This is a genomic window from Thioalkalivibrio sp. ALE23, from assembly GCF_000378545.1.
Lineage (GTDB): Bacteria > Pseudomonadota > Gammaproteobacteria > Ectothiorhodospirales > Ectothiorhodospiraceae > Thioalkalivibrio.
The window spans coordinates 202,813-217,088 of record NZ_KB900031.1 but is presented as its reverse complement, the minus strand read 5'-3'; the positions used below and the strand labels follow the sequence as shown (position 1 = coordinate 217,088).

16 protein-coding genes, 1 other RNA gene and 2 riboswitches are annotated in these 14,276 nt (G+C 69.7%); of the genes, 10 read left to right on the top strand and 7 right to left on the bottom strand.

Annotation, left to right across the window (positions count from 1 at the left end):
* Window positions 1-133: 133 nt before the first annotated feature.
* The 6 genes from F573_RS0101060 to zapB all read right to left on the bottom strand — a co-directional run bounded on the left by F573_RS0101060 (window position 134) and on the right by zapB (window position 2,888).
* Window positions 134-811 carry a glutathione S-transferase N-terminal domain-containing protein gene (locus F573_RS0101060; RefSeq protein ID WP_019021134.1) on the bottom strand — a complete coding sequence of 226 codons (678 nt, stop codon included), beginning with the start codon at window positions 809-811 and terminating at the stop codon, window positions 134-136.
* Window positions 811-1,305, bottom strand: a complete 495-nt coding sequence (locus tag F573_RS0101055; RefSeq protein ID WP_019021133.1) for an EVE domain-containing protein — start codon at window positions 1,303-1,305, stop codon at window positions 811-813. The genes F573_RS0101060 and F573_RS0101055 overlap by 1 nt, the downstream gene beginning before the upstream one ends.
* Window positions 1,306-1,323: 18 nt before the next feature.
* Window positions 1,324-1,992, bottom strand: coding sequence for a 5-formyltetrahydrofolate cyclo-ligase (locus F573_RS0101050; RefSeq protein WP_019021132.1), 669 nt, complete (start codon window positions 1,990-1,992; stop codon window positions 1,324-1,326).
* Window positions 1,993-2,033: 41 nt separating this feature from the next.
* Window positions 2,034-2,219, bottom strand: a non-coding RNA gene (gene ssrS, locus F573_RS14725) — 6S RNA.
* Between the two features lie 76 nt (window positions 2,220-2,295).
* Window positions 2,296-2,655 (bottom strand): cell division protein ZapA, encoded by a 360-nt coding sequence (locus F573_RS0101045; RefSeq protein ID WP_019021131.1) that lies wholly within the window; start codon window positions 2,653-2,655, stop codon window positions 2,296-2,298.
* A complete protein-coding gene (gene zapB / locus F573_RS0101040; protein ID WP_018871274.1) occupies window positions 2,652-2,888 on the bottom strand; it encodes a cell division protein ZapB in 237 nt (78 codons plus the stop codon). The genes F573_RS0101045 and zapB overlap by 4 nt, the downstream gene beginning before the upstream one ends.
* Window positions 2,889-3,027: 139 nt before the next feature.
* Here zapB and F573_RS0101035 point away from each other — a divergent pair, with 139 nt between their 5' ends.
* From F573_RS0101035 to gcvPB, 10 genes are all read left to right on the top strand, one after another.
* The gene (locus tag F573_RS0101035) at window positions 3,028-3,315 is read left to right on the top strand and encodes a hypothetical protein (protein ID WP_019021130.1); all 288 of its coding nucleotides are present in this window, start codon (window positions 3,028-3,030) and stop codon (window positions 3,313-3,315) included.
* A complete protein-coding gene (locus tag F573_RS0101030) occupies window positions 3,315-3,866 on the top strand; it encodes a UPF0149 family protein (protein WP_018871272.1) in 552 nt (183 codons plus the stop codon). The genes F573_RS0101035 and F573_RS0101030 overlap by 1 nt, the downstream gene beginning before the upstream one ends.
* Window positions 3,863-5,203: a Xaa-Pro aminopeptidase gene (pepP, locus tag F573_RS0101025; protein WP_019021129.1), complete on the top strand. Its 1,341-nt coding sequence runs from the start codon at window positions 3,863-3,865 to the stop codon at window positions 5,201-5,203. The genes F573_RS0101030 and pepP overlap by 4 nt, the downstream gene beginning before the upstream one ends.
* Window positions 5,204-5,224: 21 nt before the next feature.
* A complete protein-coding gene (locus F573_RS0101020; protein WP_019021128.1) occupies window positions 5,225-6,502 on the top strand; it encodes an FAD-dependent monooxygenase in 1,278 nt (425 codons plus the stop codon).
* Window positions 6,499-7,695 (top strand): FAD-dependent oxidoreductase, encoded by a 1,197-nt coding sequence (locus F573_RS0101015; protein WP_019021127.1) that lies wholly within the window; start codon window positions 6,499-6,501, stop codon window positions 7,693-7,695. The genes F573_RS0101020 and F573_RS0101015 overlap by 4 nt, the downstream gene beginning before the upstream one ends.
* Before the next feature lie 89 nt (window positions 7,696-7,784).
* A riboswitch (glycine riboswitch) is annotated at window positions 7,785-7,894 on the top strand.
* Window positions 7,895-8,006, top strand: a riboswitch (glycine riboswitch). It abuts the riboswitch before it with no gap.
* Between the two features lie 84 nt (window positions 8,007-8,090).
* Complete coding sequence (gene gcvT, locus F573_RS0101010) at window positions 8,091-9,194, top strand: glycine cleavage system aminomethyltransferase GcvT (RefSeq protein ID WP_019021126.1); 1,104 nt, start codon at window positions 8,091-8,093, stop codon at window positions 9,192-9,194.
* A gap of 65 nt (window positions 9,195-9,259) precedes the next feature.
* On the top strand, window positions 9,260-9,652 hold the full coding sequence (gcvH, locus tag F573_RS0101005; protein WP_019021125.1) for a glycine cleavage system protein GcvH: 393 nt from the start codon (window positions 9,260-9,262) through the stop codon (window positions 9,650-9,652).
* A gap of 85 nt (window positions 9,653-9,737) precedes the next feature.
* Window positions 9,738-11,096, top strand: a complete 1,359-nt coding sequence (gene gcvPA, locus F573_RS0101000; RefSeq protein ID WP_026300751.1) for an aminomethyl-transferring glycine dehydrogenase subunit GcvPA — start codon at window positions 9,738-9,740, stop codon at window positions 11,094-11,096.
* Window positions 11,097-11,149: 53 nt separating this feature from the next.
* Window positions 11,150-11,677: a thiol peroxidase gene (gene tpx / locus F573_RS0100995; protein WP_018871265.1), complete on the top strand. Its 528-nt coding sequence runs from the start codon at window positions 11,150-11,152 to the stop codon at window positions 11,675-11,677.
* Between the two features lie 83 nt (window positions 11,678-11,760).
* On the top strand, window positions 11,761-13,272 hold the full coding sequence (gcvPB, locus tag F573_RS0100990; protein WP_019021123.1) for an aminomethyl-transferring glycine dehydrogenase subunit GcvPB: 1,512 nt from the start codon (window positions 11,761-11,763) through the stop codon (window positions 13,270-13,272).
* A gap of 353 nt (window positions 13,273-13,625) precedes the next feature.
* On the opposite strand, the gene F573_RS15355 is transcribed toward gcvPB, so the two are convergent.
* Window positions 13,626-14,276 (bottom strand): zinc ABC transporter substrate-binding protein (locus F573_RS15355; protein WP_038033112.1); only part of this gene is annotated, 651 nt, incomplete at its 5' end.

The following is a 14,276-nucleotide window of genomic DNA, read 5'->3' as shown; positions in this document are numbered from 1 at the left end:
GAAGACAGGATCAATACTAGTCCTGTCCATGCTTCCCGGCAATCCGCTCAGCTTCTGGCTGTGGTAGTCCTCGATGGCGAGGTTGCGCACCCGGGAGCTGGCGCGGCAATGACGCGGCGCGGGGCGGGGTGGTTCAACGGGCGAGCCACTGGGCGTCGAGCCGGGTGGCGAAAGTCTCCTCGACCCGGCGCAGGTAGTACATCATGTCCACCGGCAGGTTGATGCCGTCGTGCATCTGCAGGGGGTAGAGGTCGGCGGCGATCACGCAGTCGGCGATGGACGGGTGGCCGAGATAGAAACCGTTGGCGGCCAGGTGGCGGGCGAGCTCGGGCAGGCGGCTCAGCCGGGCCAGCTGCTGGTAGCCGTCGTAGCGGTCGTTCGCCAGTTCCTCCACGCTCATGCCGAAGCGGTGTTCCACGTTCGCCTTGAAGTCGGCGAGGGCATCGGCGTCCTGGCCGATGCCGTGGTAGCCGGGGGCGAGCGGGGCGTACAGGCGTTCGAGCACGACGTCCACGCGGGCACGCCAGTCGAGCAGGGCCTGCCAGGCGTCTTCGGCGATGACGCCCGCGGACAGCGGTTCGCCGCTCGGGAACAGCTCGTCGATCGCGCGCAGTGCCGCCGTGGTGTCGGTGTGCAGGGCGCCGTCGTCGGTGGCGAGAACCGGGGACTGGCGCGCGATGCCCAGCTCGAAGAAGGTCTCGTCGTCGAACCAGTCCACCGCGCGGGTCTCCAGTGCCGCACCCTTGTACCCGCAGGCCAGGCGGATGCGGTCGGCCTTGGGGTCGTGGGCGAAGTGGTAGAGGGTCGCCATCAGGCGGAGCCCCGGTTTGTTCCGGCCTGAGCCTGCCCGCGCCTGGCGTGGGCGAGGATGAAGTCCCACTGGTCCTCGGTCAGCGGCATCACCGACAGGCGGTTGCCGCGGCGCACCAGCGGGCAGTCGGCCAGCTCCGGCTGCTGTTTGAGCCAGTCGAGGGTGAGGATGTCGTCGAATTTCTCCTCGAAGGCGACGTCCACCCGCAGCCAGCGCGGGTTGTCGGGGTCGCTCTTCGGGTCGTAGTGCTTGTCCTCGGGATCGAACGCGCAGTAGTCCGGGTAGGCCTCGTTCTCGATGCGCATGATGCCGACGATGCCCGGCGGTTTGGCATTGGAGTGGTAGAAGAAGGCGAGATCGCCCTTCTTCATCTCGTCGCGCATCATGTTGCGCACCTGGTAGTTGCGGATCCCGTCCCAGGGCTCCACGCCCACGCGTTCGAGATCGTCGATGCCGAACTCGTCGGGTTCGGATTTCATCAGCCAGTAGCCCATGTCGTCGCGTTCCTTGAATCAGTCGTTGTCAGGTGTCTGCAGGGTAGCAGTGGCCTGTCCGTGCCGGGGGAATACATGCCAGCCGGTCTCGGTGACCACGGCATCCAGCGGCACGTCCCAGGGCTGCACCGGCAGGGCCTCGACCTGCTGCAGGCCATGGGCCACGCCGATCAGGCGCGGGCGGTGGATGCCGAAGCGCCGCCGGGCGAAGTAGCGGTCGTAGTAGCCGGCGCCCATGCCCATGCGGTTGCCGTGGCGGTCGAAGGCGACCAGCGGCATCAGCACCACCTGCATCTCGCGGCGCCAGACGCGCGGCGCGCCGGGACAGGGCTCGGCGATGCCGAAGCCGTTGTGGCACAGGCGGTCTTCGGGGTGCCATTCGTGGAAATGCATGCGGCCGTCGCGGCGGGTGTCCATCACCGGCAGGGCGATGCGGGTGCCGCGCCTGGCCAGGGCGCAGGTCAGCGCGGTCAGGTCGACCTCGCCGCGCAGGCCGCGGTAGGCGCCGATGCAGCGCGGTTGCCAGCGTTCCAGCCATTTCAGCAGGTGACCGCTGATCGCGCGGTTGTGCGAGTCCAGGCGGGTGTCGGACAGCGCGGCACGCCGACGGCGCAGTTCGCGCCGGAGCCGGCGGGCGTCCTCGCGGGCGAGGGCGTCGATATCGGGGGCGTGCGCGGTGGTGGACATGGCCGTGAGGGTCATGGGGATGGGCAGGAAAAAAGAGAGGACGCGCCCCGCGGGCGCCGTCGTGGCCTTCGACCTTGAACCAGCGGTTCAGGTGGGAGAAGTCTCCGAATCTTTAGGCTTTCCGCTCGGGGGCGGACCTGCACAGCGAAACGGAAGAACTCGGTCCCTGGGTGTTGCATTAAGGCTCAAGGGTACCACCCGGCCACGTTCGAACGCCGCAGCGACGCGTCCGGGATCATTATGGACCAGATGCCCGGGGCGTGCTCAACCCGGCCCCGCGGAAGGGGAATCCGGTGGCGGGAATCAGGGCTCCGAGCGGGTGGTGCCGGTCTCGGTCGGGCCGCCGGTGCCGGCGTCCGTGCCACGGTCCAGGTTCTGCTCGATGCGTTCGGCCAGCGCGTGCAGGCGTTCGGGGGCGTCGGCCCCGCCCTTTTTCATCCGTTCCAGCTCTTCCTGGCACTCGAGCTTTTCGTGGGCGAGGTTGAGCGCGACCATCACCGCGATGCGCTCGGCCCCGACTACGCGCCCGCCGTCGCGCAGTTCGCGCATGCGCTCGTCGATCAGGGACGCGGAGGCGAACAGGTCGGCGCGCTCCTCGGGCGGGCAGGCGACGTGGTACTCCTTGCCCATGATGGTGATGCGGACCGGCTCGGACTGGCTCATTCGGACTGCTCCATCGCCCGCAGGCGGGCGATCATGGTCTCGACCCGGTGGCGGGCCTGCTCGTTGCGTTCGCGGTAGGTCGCACGTTCGGTACGCAGCTGGCGCACCTGTTCGTGCAGCGCCCGGTTTTCCTCGCGCAGTTCGGCGTTGTCGTCCAGCAGGCGCAGGATCGCGGCCTCGAGACGGTCGAGGGCATCGGGCGCGTGGCTGCCGGAAGAAGCGCTGTCGGACATGGCGGGGCGGGCCTCGGGCTTGAAAAACGGGAGCGAAGTCCCTGAATCCCGGAGTCTAGGAGGGGGTCGGCGGAACCGTCAACCGAAACACCGGCGGGTTGTGTTGCGACCCGCGCAGGGGGTGGCCAGAATATGACCCATGACACAGCCTCCCGAACCCGCACCCGACGCCACGATCATCGAAGGCACGGCCCACAACGGCAAGCCGTGCCGGGTGGTGGACAACACCGGCACGATCCCGCGCGGCGAGCTGGAACAGCTGCTGGAGGACCTGATCCGTGACAAGCGCTTCGGCCTGACGGCGCTGTCCGCGACCGGTTCCAGCGAGATCCGCCTGGGTGAGCCGCAGTTCACCCATCTGCAGCTGGGCGATGATCTTTACCGCTTTCTGCTGTTTCCTTACGAAGCCCGTCTGGAGGCCTTCTGATGGCGCAGTCCTGGGAAGAACGCCTGGCCCACGGCCTGCGCACCATGGGGTTCGCGCAGACCCCGGCCTCGGCCCATGGCCTGATCACCGGCTGCCTGGTGGCGGACCCCGAGGCCGGCAATGACCTCCTGATCAAGTCGCTGGGCGAGGCGCTGCCGCTGACCGAGAACCCCGCCGAGGCATTCGACCGGCTGGTGGACGAGCTGCGCCGGCATCTGCTGGCGCAGCTGTACGACATCGAGCTCGGTTTTGCCCCGCTGGTGCCGGAGGATGCGGAGATCGAGACCCGCGCCCAGGCGCTGTCGGAATGGGCCGACGGTTTCATCAGCGGGCTGGGGCAGACGCCGCGGCTGGGCGGGCTCAAGCCGTCGGCCGAGTCGGCGGAGATCCTGCGGGATCTGGCCGAGATCGCGCGCATGGATCCCGAGCCGGAGGACAGCGAGGCCTCGGAGAAGGACTTCGAGGAGCTGTCCGAATACGTGCGCGTGGGCGTGCTGCTGATCGCCGACGAGCTGGCCCCCGAGAACCCGACCCGGATCCCGATGCAATGAGCCGCGCGCCGCAGATCCCCGCCGGTGAACTGGCCCGTCGCCGCCAGCGCCTGATGCGCGCGGCCGGGCGCGATGCCCTGATCGTGATCCCGGGCGCGGTGGAGACCACCCGCAACCGCGACGTCGAGTACCCGTTCCGGCAGAACTCCGATTTCCTCTATCTGACCGATTTCGAGGAACCGGACGCAATCGCGGTGCTGGCCCCGGGGCGCGAGGCCGGCGAATACATCCTGTTCTGCCGCGATCGGGACCCGAAGATGGAGACCTGGACCGGGCGCCGCGCCGGGCCCGACGGGGCGATGGAGCACTTCGGGGCCGACTGCGCCTTCCCGGTGGACGACATCGACGAGATCCTGCCCGGTCTGCTGGAGAACCGCCGCGAGCTGTGCGCGCCGTTCGGCCGCGACGAAGGCTTCGACCGGCGGCTGTTCGGCTGGCTGCAGCAGGTGCGCCGGCGCGCGGCGCGCAGCGGGGTGCGGGTGCCGCACGAGTTCGCCGCGCTGGAACACCACCTGCACGAGCAGCGCCTGTTCAAGAAGGCCCCGGAGCTGAAGATGATGCGCCACGCCGCGGCGATCTCGGTGGGGGCGCACAAGCGCGCGATGCAGGCCTGCCGCCCGGGCATGACCGAATACCAGGTGGCCGCCGAGATCACCCACGAGTTCCATCGCCACGGCACCGAGGCGGCGTATCCGTCCATCGTCGGCGGCGGCGAGAACGGCTGCATCCTGCACTACATCGAGAACCGCGACGTGCTGCGCGACGGCGACCTGCTGCTGATCGACGCCGGTTGTGAGCACCGCGGCTATGCCTCGGACATCACCCGCACCTTCCCGGTGGGCGGGCGCTTCGGCGGGCGCCAGCGCGAAGTCTACGAGATCGTGCTGGACGCGCAGCGCGCCGCCATCGACGCGGTGCGGCCCGGGCATCACTGGAACGATCCGCACGACGTCGCAGTGCGCGAGCTGACCCGCGGGCTGCGGGATCTGGGCGTGCTCGAGGGCGAGCTGGATGCGCTGATCGAGGACGAGGCGTATCGCCCGTTCTTCATGCACCGCACCGGCCACTGGCTGGGGCTGGACGTGCACGATGTGGGCGACTACCGCGTGGGCGAGGCCTGGCGGCAGCTGGAGCCGGGGATGGTGATGACCGTCGAGCCCGGGCTGTATTTCGGCCCGTACTGCGAGGCCCCGGAGGACCTGCGCGGGATCGGCGTGCGCATCGAGGACGACGTGGCCGTGACCCGCGACGGGCACGAGGTGCTGACCGAGGCCTGCCCGAAGACCGTGGAGGCCATCGAGGCCTGCATGGCCGATGGCGCCCCCAAACGTCGCTGAAACCGGGGCAGAGGGACGCGCATGGAGGCCACCGTGAATCGCGGAACACAAACGCAAACCGAGACCGATATCGCCGTGGTCGGCGGCGGGCCGGTGGGCGGGCTGATGGCCTGCACCCTGGCGCGCGCCGGCTACTCGGTGAGGCTGTTCGAACGCGGCCCGGCGCCGGATCCGGCCGCCCCGCGCGTGGACACCCGTGGCTATGCCCTGGCGGCCGGCTCGGCCACCCTGCTGGACGATCTCGGCTACTGGGCGGAGCTGGCGACCACGGCCGCGCCCATCCGGCGCATCGTCGTCAGCCGTCGCGGCGGGCTGGGCCGGGTGCGCATGGATGCCGTGCAGATGGGCCGCGAGGCCCTGGGGCAGGTGGTGCCGGCCGCGGCGCTGGATCCCCTGCTGGCGCGGGCCCGGGATGCGGCGGGGGTGGCCAGTCATCACGCCACCACCCTGGCGGGCGTGGAGGCGGCTGCGGACGGCGCGCGCCGCCTGCACCTGGAGGGTCCCGACGGGGCGTGGTCCTGCCGCGCGCGGCTGCTGATCGCCGCCGACGGCGTGGGCTCGCCGACCCGCGAGGCGCTGGGCATCCCGGTGCAGCGCCACCGCTACGATGCCGATGCCCTGGTGTTCGACGTGCGGCCCTCGCGTGCGCACGATGGCGAGGCCTTCGAGCGCTTTGCCGACGAGGGGCCGCTGGCGCTGCTGCCGCAGGCCGACGGGCGCATGAACGTGGTCTGGGTCGCCCCGCCGGAGGTCTGCGACGCCCGCCTGGAGCTGGACGAACCGTCCCGCATGGCGGCGCTGCAGGAACGCTTCGGCTGGGCGCTGGGGCGGCTGCACCCGGCGGGGGACGTGCTGCGCTTCCCGCTGCAGCGGATGCATGCGCCGCAGCCGTTCGCCGAACGCGCGCTGCTGCTGGGCAACGCTGCCCACTCGGTGCATCCGGTGGCGGGGCAGGGGCTGAACCTGGCGCTGCGCGACGTGGCCGATCTGCTGGGCGTGCTGCGCGAGGGTGCGCAGCCCGACGGACGCCCCGCGTTCGTGGCCGATCCCGGTGGCCGGCATGTGCTGGAGGCCTGGGCGCGCCGGCGCGAGGGCGACATCCGCCGCATCGTCGGGGTGACCGATTTCCTCGCCCGCGGGATGCGCCATGTTGACGGGCTGCTGGGCCATGCCCTGGGGCTGGGCATGATGACGGTCGACCGGGTGCCGCCGCTGCGCGATGCCTTCGCGCGCGGGGCGATGGGGCTGCGGCCGGTGCCGCGGCACACCCTGTCGCGGCTGCCGGAGACGCGGGCATGACGCGCGCCGGCGAGCCGCTGGACGTGCTGGTGGTGGGCGGTGGCGCCACCGGCCTGGCCACCGCCCTGGGCTGCGCCCGCGCGGGCATGCGGGTGGCGGTGCTGGAGCGCGGACCGGCACCGGCGTTCGATCCGGCGACCGCGCCGGTGACCCGGGTGGTCACGCTCAACGCCGCGGCCATGGGCCTGCTGGATCGCCTGGGCGTGCAGGAGGCCCTGGCGGGGAACCGCGCCCATGCCTTCTCCGGCATGCAGGTGTGGGACGCGCACGGCCCCGCGCATATCCGCTTCGACGCGGATGATCTGGGCGTGCCCGAACTCGGCTGGACGGTGGAGAACGCGGCGCTGGAGGCGGTGCTGTGGCAGGCCCTGCGCGAGCGCGGCGTGGCGCTGTGGTCGGAGACCGCGTGGCGCAGCGTGGACCTGCGGCCCGACCGCGTGGATGTCTACGCCGAGGGGCATGCGCCGCTGGCCTCGGCGCGCCTGGTGGTGGCGGCCGACGGGGCTCGTTCGGCCCTGCGCGAACGCGCGGGCATCGCGGTCAGCGAACGCCCGTACCACGCGCGCGGGGTGGTGGCCACGGTGGAGACCGCGCAGGGCCATGGTGACACCGCCTGGCAGCGCTTCGACGACGAGCGCATCCTGGCCTTCCTGCCGCTGGGTGACGGGCGCTGTTCCATCGTCTGGTCGCTGCCGGAGCCCGAGGCCGATGACGTGATGGCGATGGATGATGCGACCTTTATCCGCGAGCTGTCGAACGCGATCGACGGAGGTCCCGGCCCGGTGACCGGCACCTCGCCGCGCGCCAGCTTCCCGCTGGTGGCGCGCCATGCGCGCGACTATTTCGCCGGGCGGGTGGTGCTGGCCGGGGACGCGGCGCACACCATCCATCCGCTCGCGGGGCAGGGGCTCAATCTGGGGCTGGCCGATGTCGATGCGCTGCTGCGCCAGCTTGCCGGCCCCAACCGGCGTGATCCCGGCGATCCGCGCGGGCTGCGCGCCTACACCCGCGCGCGGCGCCCGGAGAACGCGATGATGCAGCGCGCGATGGACGGCTTCCGCCTGCTGTTCGGTGCCCGCCGCGCCGGTCTGCCGGAGCTGCGCGGGGCCGGGGTGCGGCTGGTGGACGGGCTGGTCCCGGTCAAGCGCCAGCTCGCGCTGCGCGCGTTCGGGCTGGACGGCATCCGCCGCTGATCCATGGACCCGGCGTGAATCGGGGCATTGGGTTCCGGCGCCGGATCGCCTATAATTGATCTTACGCCAGCGGGGCACGAAACGCTCCGCACATCATCCTGGAAGAGTTCTGCCGCGCCGCGCCTCGGGCGCGCGCCGCAGACGCCGAAGGCGCAACATCCGCCCGGAATCGCTCAGGCTTCAGGACCGGGATGATGAAACGGCGAACTCTGGAGAGCGGCCGGCAGACGGCCCACCGAAGGGGGCGATCGCCCGGGTCCACAGGACCGCGGGGCGCGCAAACTCTCAGGTTTCAGGACAGAGGGGCGGCTGGCAGTTAATCCTGTCGGCCGCCCTTTTTTATGCGCGGATGACCGCGACGCCATCGACGCCGGAACAACTGCAGGACGAAAAGCATGACGCTGAAGAAAACCCCGCTCCATGCCGCCCACGAACGCGCCGGCGCCAAGCTGGTCGATTTCGCCGGCTGGGAGATGCCGCTGCATTACGGCTCGCAGATGGAAGAGCACAAGAAGGTGCGCGCCGGCGCCGGCATGTTCGATGTTTCGCACATGCGCGTGGTCGACATCCACGGCCCGCAGGCGCAGGCCTTCCTGCGCTATCTGCTGGCCAACGACGTGGCCAAACTGAAGACCGAAGGCCGCGCGCTGTACAGCTGCATGCTGAACGAGCGCGGCGGCGTGATCGACGACCTGATCATCTACTGGCTGGGCGGGGACGCCTATCGCGCGGTGGTCAACGCGGCCACCGCCGAGGGCGATATCGCCCACATGCAGGCGGTGGCGCAGGACTTTGATGTCAGCGTCGAGCCGCGCCCGGAATTCGCCCTGATCGCGGTGCAGGGTCCGCAGGCCGTGGACAAGACGCTGCCGCTGCTGCCGGAAGACCTGCGCGGCGCGGGCGAGCTCAAGCCGTTCTCCGCCGTGTGGAACGACGAGTGGTTCGTTGCGCGGACCGGCTACACCGGCGAGGACGGCTTCGAGGTGATGCTGCCGGCCGCGGAGGCCGAGGGCTTCTGGCAGGCGCTGCTGGACGCCGGGGTCGACCCCATTGGCCTGGGCGCCCGCGACACCCTGCGTCTGGAGGCCGGGATGAATCTCTACGGTACCGACATGGACACCGAGACCAGCCCGCTGACCGCCAACCTCGGCTGGACCGTGGCGCTGAAGGACGGCGAGCGTGATTTCATCGGCCGCGCGGCCGTCGAGCGCGAGAAGGCCGCGGGTGTGCAGCAGCGCCTGGTGGGCGTGGTGCTGGAGGGCCGCGGCGTGCTGCGCGGCGGCACCCGGATCGCGACCGACGCCGGCGACGGCGAGGTGACCTCGGGCAGCTTCGCGCCCAGCCTCGGCATGTCCGTGGGCTTCGCGCGGGTGCCGGCCGCCGCGGCCGATGCCGAACGCCTGGAGGCGGAGATCCGCGGGAAGCACCTGCCCGTGCGGGTCGTGCGCCCGGGCTTCGTGCGCAACGGCGAACCGCTGATCGAACTGCCCTCCGGCTGATGCGAGCCATACAATTTTAGTGCGCTACACTGCGTACCGGGTTTCAACGCTATAAGGAAGACGCCATGAGCGAAGCACCGAAGGATCTGAAGTACACCAGGAGCCACGAATGGGTTCGTACCGAAGACGACGGCACGGTGACCGTCGGCATCACCGATCACGCGCAGGAGCTGCTGGGTGATCTGGTGTTCGTCGAGGCCCCCGAGGCCGGCAGCAGCCTGGAAGCCGGCGCGGCCTGTGCCACGGTCGAGTCGGTCAAGGCCGCCTCCGACATCTATGCCCCGATCGGGGGCGAGGTGACCGAGACCAATGCGGAGCTGGAGGACAGCCCCGAGAAGGTCAACGAGTCGCCGTTCGAGGATGGCTGGCTGTTCCGCATGAAGCCGGCGGATGCCGGCGAGCTGGACGGCCTGATGGACGCGGACGCCTACGCCGCGCACGTCGAAGCCGAATCCTGAAGCCACCGGTGGCGGCCGGACCCCGGTGTCCGTCGGGCACCGGGGCGCCGCCGAAGAACTTCGCGTCAGCGAAAGCGAGAAAGTCATGCCGTTTATCCCGCATACCGAAGAAGACATCCGTTCGATGCTCGAGTCCATCGGCGCCGATTCCGTGGAGGATCTGTTCGACGAGATCCCGGCCGGGCTGCGCGCGCCACCGCTGGAGGGCATCCCCGAGGGTCTCAACGAAATGGGGATCTCCCGCCTGATGCAGGAGCGGGCCGCCCGTGACGGCATGCCCTCGAATTTCATCGGCGCCGGGGCCTACGAGCACCACATCCCGGCGGCCGTTTGGCAGATCGCCACCCGCGGCGAGTACTACAGCGCCTACACGCCCTACCAGGCCGAGGCGTCGCAGGGCACGCTGCAGCTGATCTACGAGTACCAGACCATGATGGCCCGCCTGACCGGCATGGAGGCCTCCAACGCCTCGCTGTATGACGGTGCCTCCGCGCTGGCCGAGGCCGTGCTGATGGCGGTGCGCGTGAACCGCCGCTCGAAGAGCAAGCGGGTGCTGGTCCCGGGTGCGCTGAATCCGGTGTACCGCCGCGTGATCGACACCCTGATCGGCAACCAGGGCATCGAGCTGGTCGAAGTCCCGTTCGACGAGACCACCGGGCAGACCCCGGTGGAGGCGCTGGCCGCGCACGCCGACGACGACATCACCGCGATGATCATCAGTCAGCCGAACTTCTTCGGCATCCTCGAGGATGTGGACGGCCTGACCGGCTGGGCCGAAGAGCGCGAGATTCCGGTCATCGGCGTGGTCAATCCGGTCTCGCTGGCGCTGCTGAAGCCGCCGGGCGAGTGGGGCAGCCAGGGCGCGGACATCGCCGTGGGCGAGGGCCAGCCGCTGGGCGCGCCGCTGTCCTCCGGCGGGCCGTATTTCGGCTTCATGACCACGCGCAAGAAGCACATCCGGCAGATGCCGGGGCGCATCGTCGGGCGCGCCGAGGATGCCGACGGCAAGCCGGGCTTCGTGCTGACGTTGCAGGCCCGCGAGCAGCACATCCGCCGCTCCAAGGCCACCTCCAACATCTGCACCAACCAGGGCCTGGTGGTGACGGCCGCGACCATCCACATGTCCATGCTGGGTGACGAGGGCCTGACCCGCGTGGCCGAGGCCTGCTACGCCAACACCCATGCCCTGGTGGAAAAGCTCGCCGCGAAGGGCATCAAGCCGCGCTTCACCGGCGAATACTTCCACGAGGTGGCGCTGGACTTCGGCGGCAATGCCGCCGGGCAGCTGCAGGCGATGGCCGACGCCGGCGTGCTCGCCGGGCACGACCTGGGGCGCGACTACCCGGCGCTGGATGGCTGCGTGCTGGCCTGCGTCACCGAGACCAAGAACGAGAACGATCTGGAGCAGTACGTGGCTGCCTGCGAGCAGGCCCGCGCGGCCTGAGCGGGGAGTCACTCCACGCGACGTGCCATACCCCAACCGCCGAGGAGGCTGACATGGCCGAGACCAAGCTAGAGGGCAACACGATCCACACCAACGGCGACCTGCCCCACGTGGGTTCGCCGGCTCCGGACTTCAACCTGACGGGCAAGGACCTCAACGATGTCTCGCTCGCCGATTTCGGCGACAAGCGCAAGATGATCTACATCGTGCCCAGTCTCGACACGCCGGTGTGTGCCGAGTCGACCAAGAAGATCAACCAGTTCGTCGAACAGCGCCCCGACGTGCATGCACTCATCGTCTCCGCCGATCTGCCCTTCGCGATGGACCGTTTCTGCTCCGTGGAGGGGCTGGAGCGCGTCACGGTGCTGTCGATGATGCGCGATCGCAATTTCGCCAGGGACTACGGCGTGCTGATCCAGGACGGACCGCTGGCCGGGATCACCGCCCGCGCGATGCTGGTGCTGGATGCCGACAATCTGGTGATGCATGCCCAGCTGGTCCCCGAGATCGGCGACGAACCCGACTACGACGCGGTCTTCGCCGCGCTGGACGACCGGGCGACGCTGAGCCCGACCCAGTAACGCGACAGGCCTCCGGCGGGCCCCGCGCGGTGCAGATCCGCCGGGGCCCGCCGTCTACCCGAATACCGAAGCGAGAAACCGCCATGAACACCACGGAAACCAAGCTGATCTTCGAACATTCCCACGCCGGTCGCTCCGCCGTGGCCCAGGCCCCGCAGGAACACGCGGCCACGGCCATCCCCGCGCACCTGCGGCGGAAGTCGGCGCCCGGCCTGCCGGCCGCCTCGGAGCTGGACGTGGTGCGTCACTACACGCGGCTGTCGCAGAAGAATTTCTCCATCGACACCGAGTTCTATCCGCTGGGCTCGTGCACGATGAAATACAACCCGCGCGCCTGTAACAGCCTGGCGATGCTGCCCGGGTTCCTGAACCGCCATCCGCTGGCCCCGGCCAGCCACAGCCAGGGCTTCCTGCAGACCATGTACGAGCTGCAGGAGATGCTGCGCGAGGTCACCGGCATGCAGGGCGTGTCGCTGGCGCCGATGGCGGGCGCGCAGGGCGAGTTCACCGGCGTGGCCATGATCCGCGCCTACCACGATGCTCGGGGCGACACCGAGCGCCGCGAGATCATCGTGCCCGACGCCGCGCACGGCACCAACCCGGCCACCGCGATCATGTGCGGCTACGAAGTGCGCGAGATCCCCACCGATGCCAGCGGCGACGTGAATATCGACGCGCTGAAGGAGGCCGTGGGCCCGCAGACCGCCGGGATCATGCTCACCAACCCGTCCACCGTGGGCGTGTTCGAGCGCCGCATCGAGGAGATCGCGAAGATCGTGCACGAGGCCGGCGGCCTGCTGTATTACGACGGCGCCAACCTCAACGCCATCCTCGGCAAGGTGCGCCCGGGCGACATGGGCTTCGACGTGATCCACATGAACCTGCACAAGACCTTCTCCACGCCGCACGGCGGTGGCGGTCCGGGTTCCGGCGCGGTGGGCGTGGGCGAGCGGTTGCTGCCGTACATGCCGGTGCCGCATGTGGAAGAAGACGGGCAGGGCGGCTACCGCCTGGCCGACGAGGCCGACCGGCCCGAGACCATCGGCCGGCTGTCCGCGTTCATGGGCAACCCCGGCGTGCTGCTGCGTGCCTATGTGTACATGCGCATGCTGGGTCGCGAGGGCATGGTTCGGGTCGCCGAGTTCGCGACCCTCAACGCCAACTACCTCGGGAGCGAGCTCAGGGCCGCCGGATTTGATCTGGCCTATCCGGAACGCCGCGCGACCCACGAGTTCATCGTCACCCTGAAGAAGCAGGCGAAGGAGACGGGGCTGACCGCCGGCGACGTGGCCAAGCGGCTGCTGGATCACGGCTTCCATGCCCCCACCACCTACTTCCCGCTGCTGGTGCCGGAATGCCTGCTGGTGGAGCCGACCGAGACCGAGTCGAAGGAGACCCTGGACGCCTTCGTCGAGGCGATGGCCTGCATCCTCGCCGAGTCGGCGGACGACATCGACACCATCAAGTCGTCGCCGCACAACCTGCCGAACCGCCGTTTCAACGAAGTGGCGGCGGCCAAGGCGCTCGACCTGGTGTACCAGGAACCGACCGGCGACGCCGCCGGCGCGCAACCGCGCAGCGGCACCCACGGCTGACGCGCCATCCGGGCGGGCCTGCTTTCGGGCCTGCCCGATCCGCCCGCCCAGGGAACCGGTCCGGAGGTTGTCACGTCGCCTTCGGCTCCTCGCAACGACGAGCACGAATTCCCGTCATCGCGAGCAGGCCGGACGAACGAGGACGGCGAGACGGTGATCACCTCGCAACGACGAGCATGGATTCCTGTCATCGCGAGTCGCGCAGCGACGTGGCGATCTTCGGTCGCAGCCCCTGATCCTGCGTGCAGGCCGCTTCGGCGGATTGCCACGTCGCCTTGCGGCGACTCGCAATGACGGGGGCGATGGCTGCGCGACTCGCGAATGGCTGGGTGAGCGGCCCTGGCGGATGGGGCTTATTCGCGCTTCATGCAGTCGAGGAAGCCGTCGGCCAGGTCTTCCATCAGTTCGAACCAGGCGTCCGGGCCGGGCCGGATGTCGACACCGACCGGGTCCAGTTGACCCAGGCGCGTCGCGTGTCCTTCCACGATGGTCTCGGCCAGCGCCGGGCGGAACTGCGGTTCGGTGAACAGGCAGGTGACATCGTCCGCGGACAGGCGATCACGCAGTTCGCTGATGCGCCGTGCCCCGGGACTGCGGGACGGGTCGACGGTGATGGAGCCGGCTGCGTTCAGGCCGTAATGGGCCTCGAAATACTGGTAGGCGTCGTGGAACACTACGAAGGCCTCGCCGCGCACCGGTTCCAGGCGCTCTTTCAGTTCGGCATCGAACTCGTCGATGCGTTCCAGCATGCGGTCACGGTTGTCTTCCAGGGCGCTGGCCTTGTCGGGGAAATTCTCCCCGAGTCGGTCCGCAAGCTGCGTCACGATCGCCCGGGCGTTGTCGGGCGACAGCCAGATGTGGGCGTCCTGGTGGCCATGTGCGTGCTCCTGGTCATGCCCGTGCTCCTGGTCATGCCCGTGGTCATGGTCATGGCCGTGGTCGTGGTCATGTCCGTGGTCGTGGTCATGTCCGTGGTCGTGGTCATGTCCGTGGTCGTGGTCATG

Excerpts from the sequence above, each read along its gene's own strand:
- F573_RS0101060 (WP_019021134.1), bottom strand. The coding sequence starts at position 811 with ATGGCGACCCTCTACCACTTCGCCCACGACCCCAAGGCCGACCGCATC.
- F573_RS0101055 (WP_019021133.1), bottom strand. The coding sequence starts at position 1,305 with ATGGGCTACTGGCTGATGAAATCCGAACCCGACGAGTTCGGCATCGAC.
- F573_RS0101050 (WP_019021132.1), bottom strand. The coding sequence starts at position 1,992 with ATGTCCACCACCGCGCACGCCCCCGATATCGACGCCCTCGCCCGCGAG.
- F573_RS0101045 (WP_019021131.1), bottom strand. The coding sequence starts at position 2,655 with ATGAGCCAGTCCGAGCCGGTCCGCATCACCATCATGGGCAAGGAGTAC.
- zapB (WP_018871274.1), bottom strand. The coding sequence starts at position 2,888 with ATGTCCGACAGCGCTTCTTCCGGCAGCCACGCGCCCGATGCCCTCGAC.
- F573_RS0101035 (WP_019021130.1), top strand. The coding sequence starts at position 3,028 with ATGACACAGCCTCCCGAACCCGCACCCGACGCCACGATCATCGAAGGC.
- F573_RS0101030 (WP_018871272.1), top strand. The coding sequence starts at position 3,315 with ATGGCGCAGTCCTGGGAAGAACGCCTGGCCCACGGCCTGCGCACCATG.
- pepP (WP_019021129.1), top strand. The coding sequence starts at position 3,863 with ATGAGCCGCGCGCCGCAGATCCCCGCCGGTGAACTGGCCCGTCGCCGC.
- F573_RS0101020 (WP_019021128.1), top strand. The coding sequence starts at position 5,225 with ATGGAGGCCACCGTGAATCGCGGAACACAAACGCAAACCGAGACCGAT.
- F573_RS0101015 (WP_019021127.1), top strand. The coding sequence starts at position 6,499 with ATGACGCGCGCCGGCGAGCCGCTGGACGTGCTGGTGGTGGGCGGTGGC.
- gcvT (WP_019021126.1), top strand. The coding sequence starts at position 8,091 with ATGACGCTGAAGAAAACCCCGCTCCATGCCGCCCACGAACGCGCCGGC.
- gcvH (WP_019021125.1), top strand. The coding sequence starts at position 9,260 with ATGAGCGAAGCACCGAAGGATCTGAAGTACACCAGGAGCCACGAATGG.
- gcvPA (WP_026300751.1), top strand. The coding sequence starts at position 9,738 with ATGCCGTTTATCCCGCATACCGAAGAAGACATCCGTTCGATGCTCGAG.
- tpx (WP_018871265.1), top strand. The coding sequence starts at position 11,150 with ATGGCCGAGACCAAGCTAGAGGGCAACACGATCCACACCAACGGCGAC.
- gcvPB (WP_019021123.1), top strand. The coding sequence starts at position 11,761 with ATGAACACCACGGAAACCAAGCTGATCTTCGAACATTCCCACGCCGGT.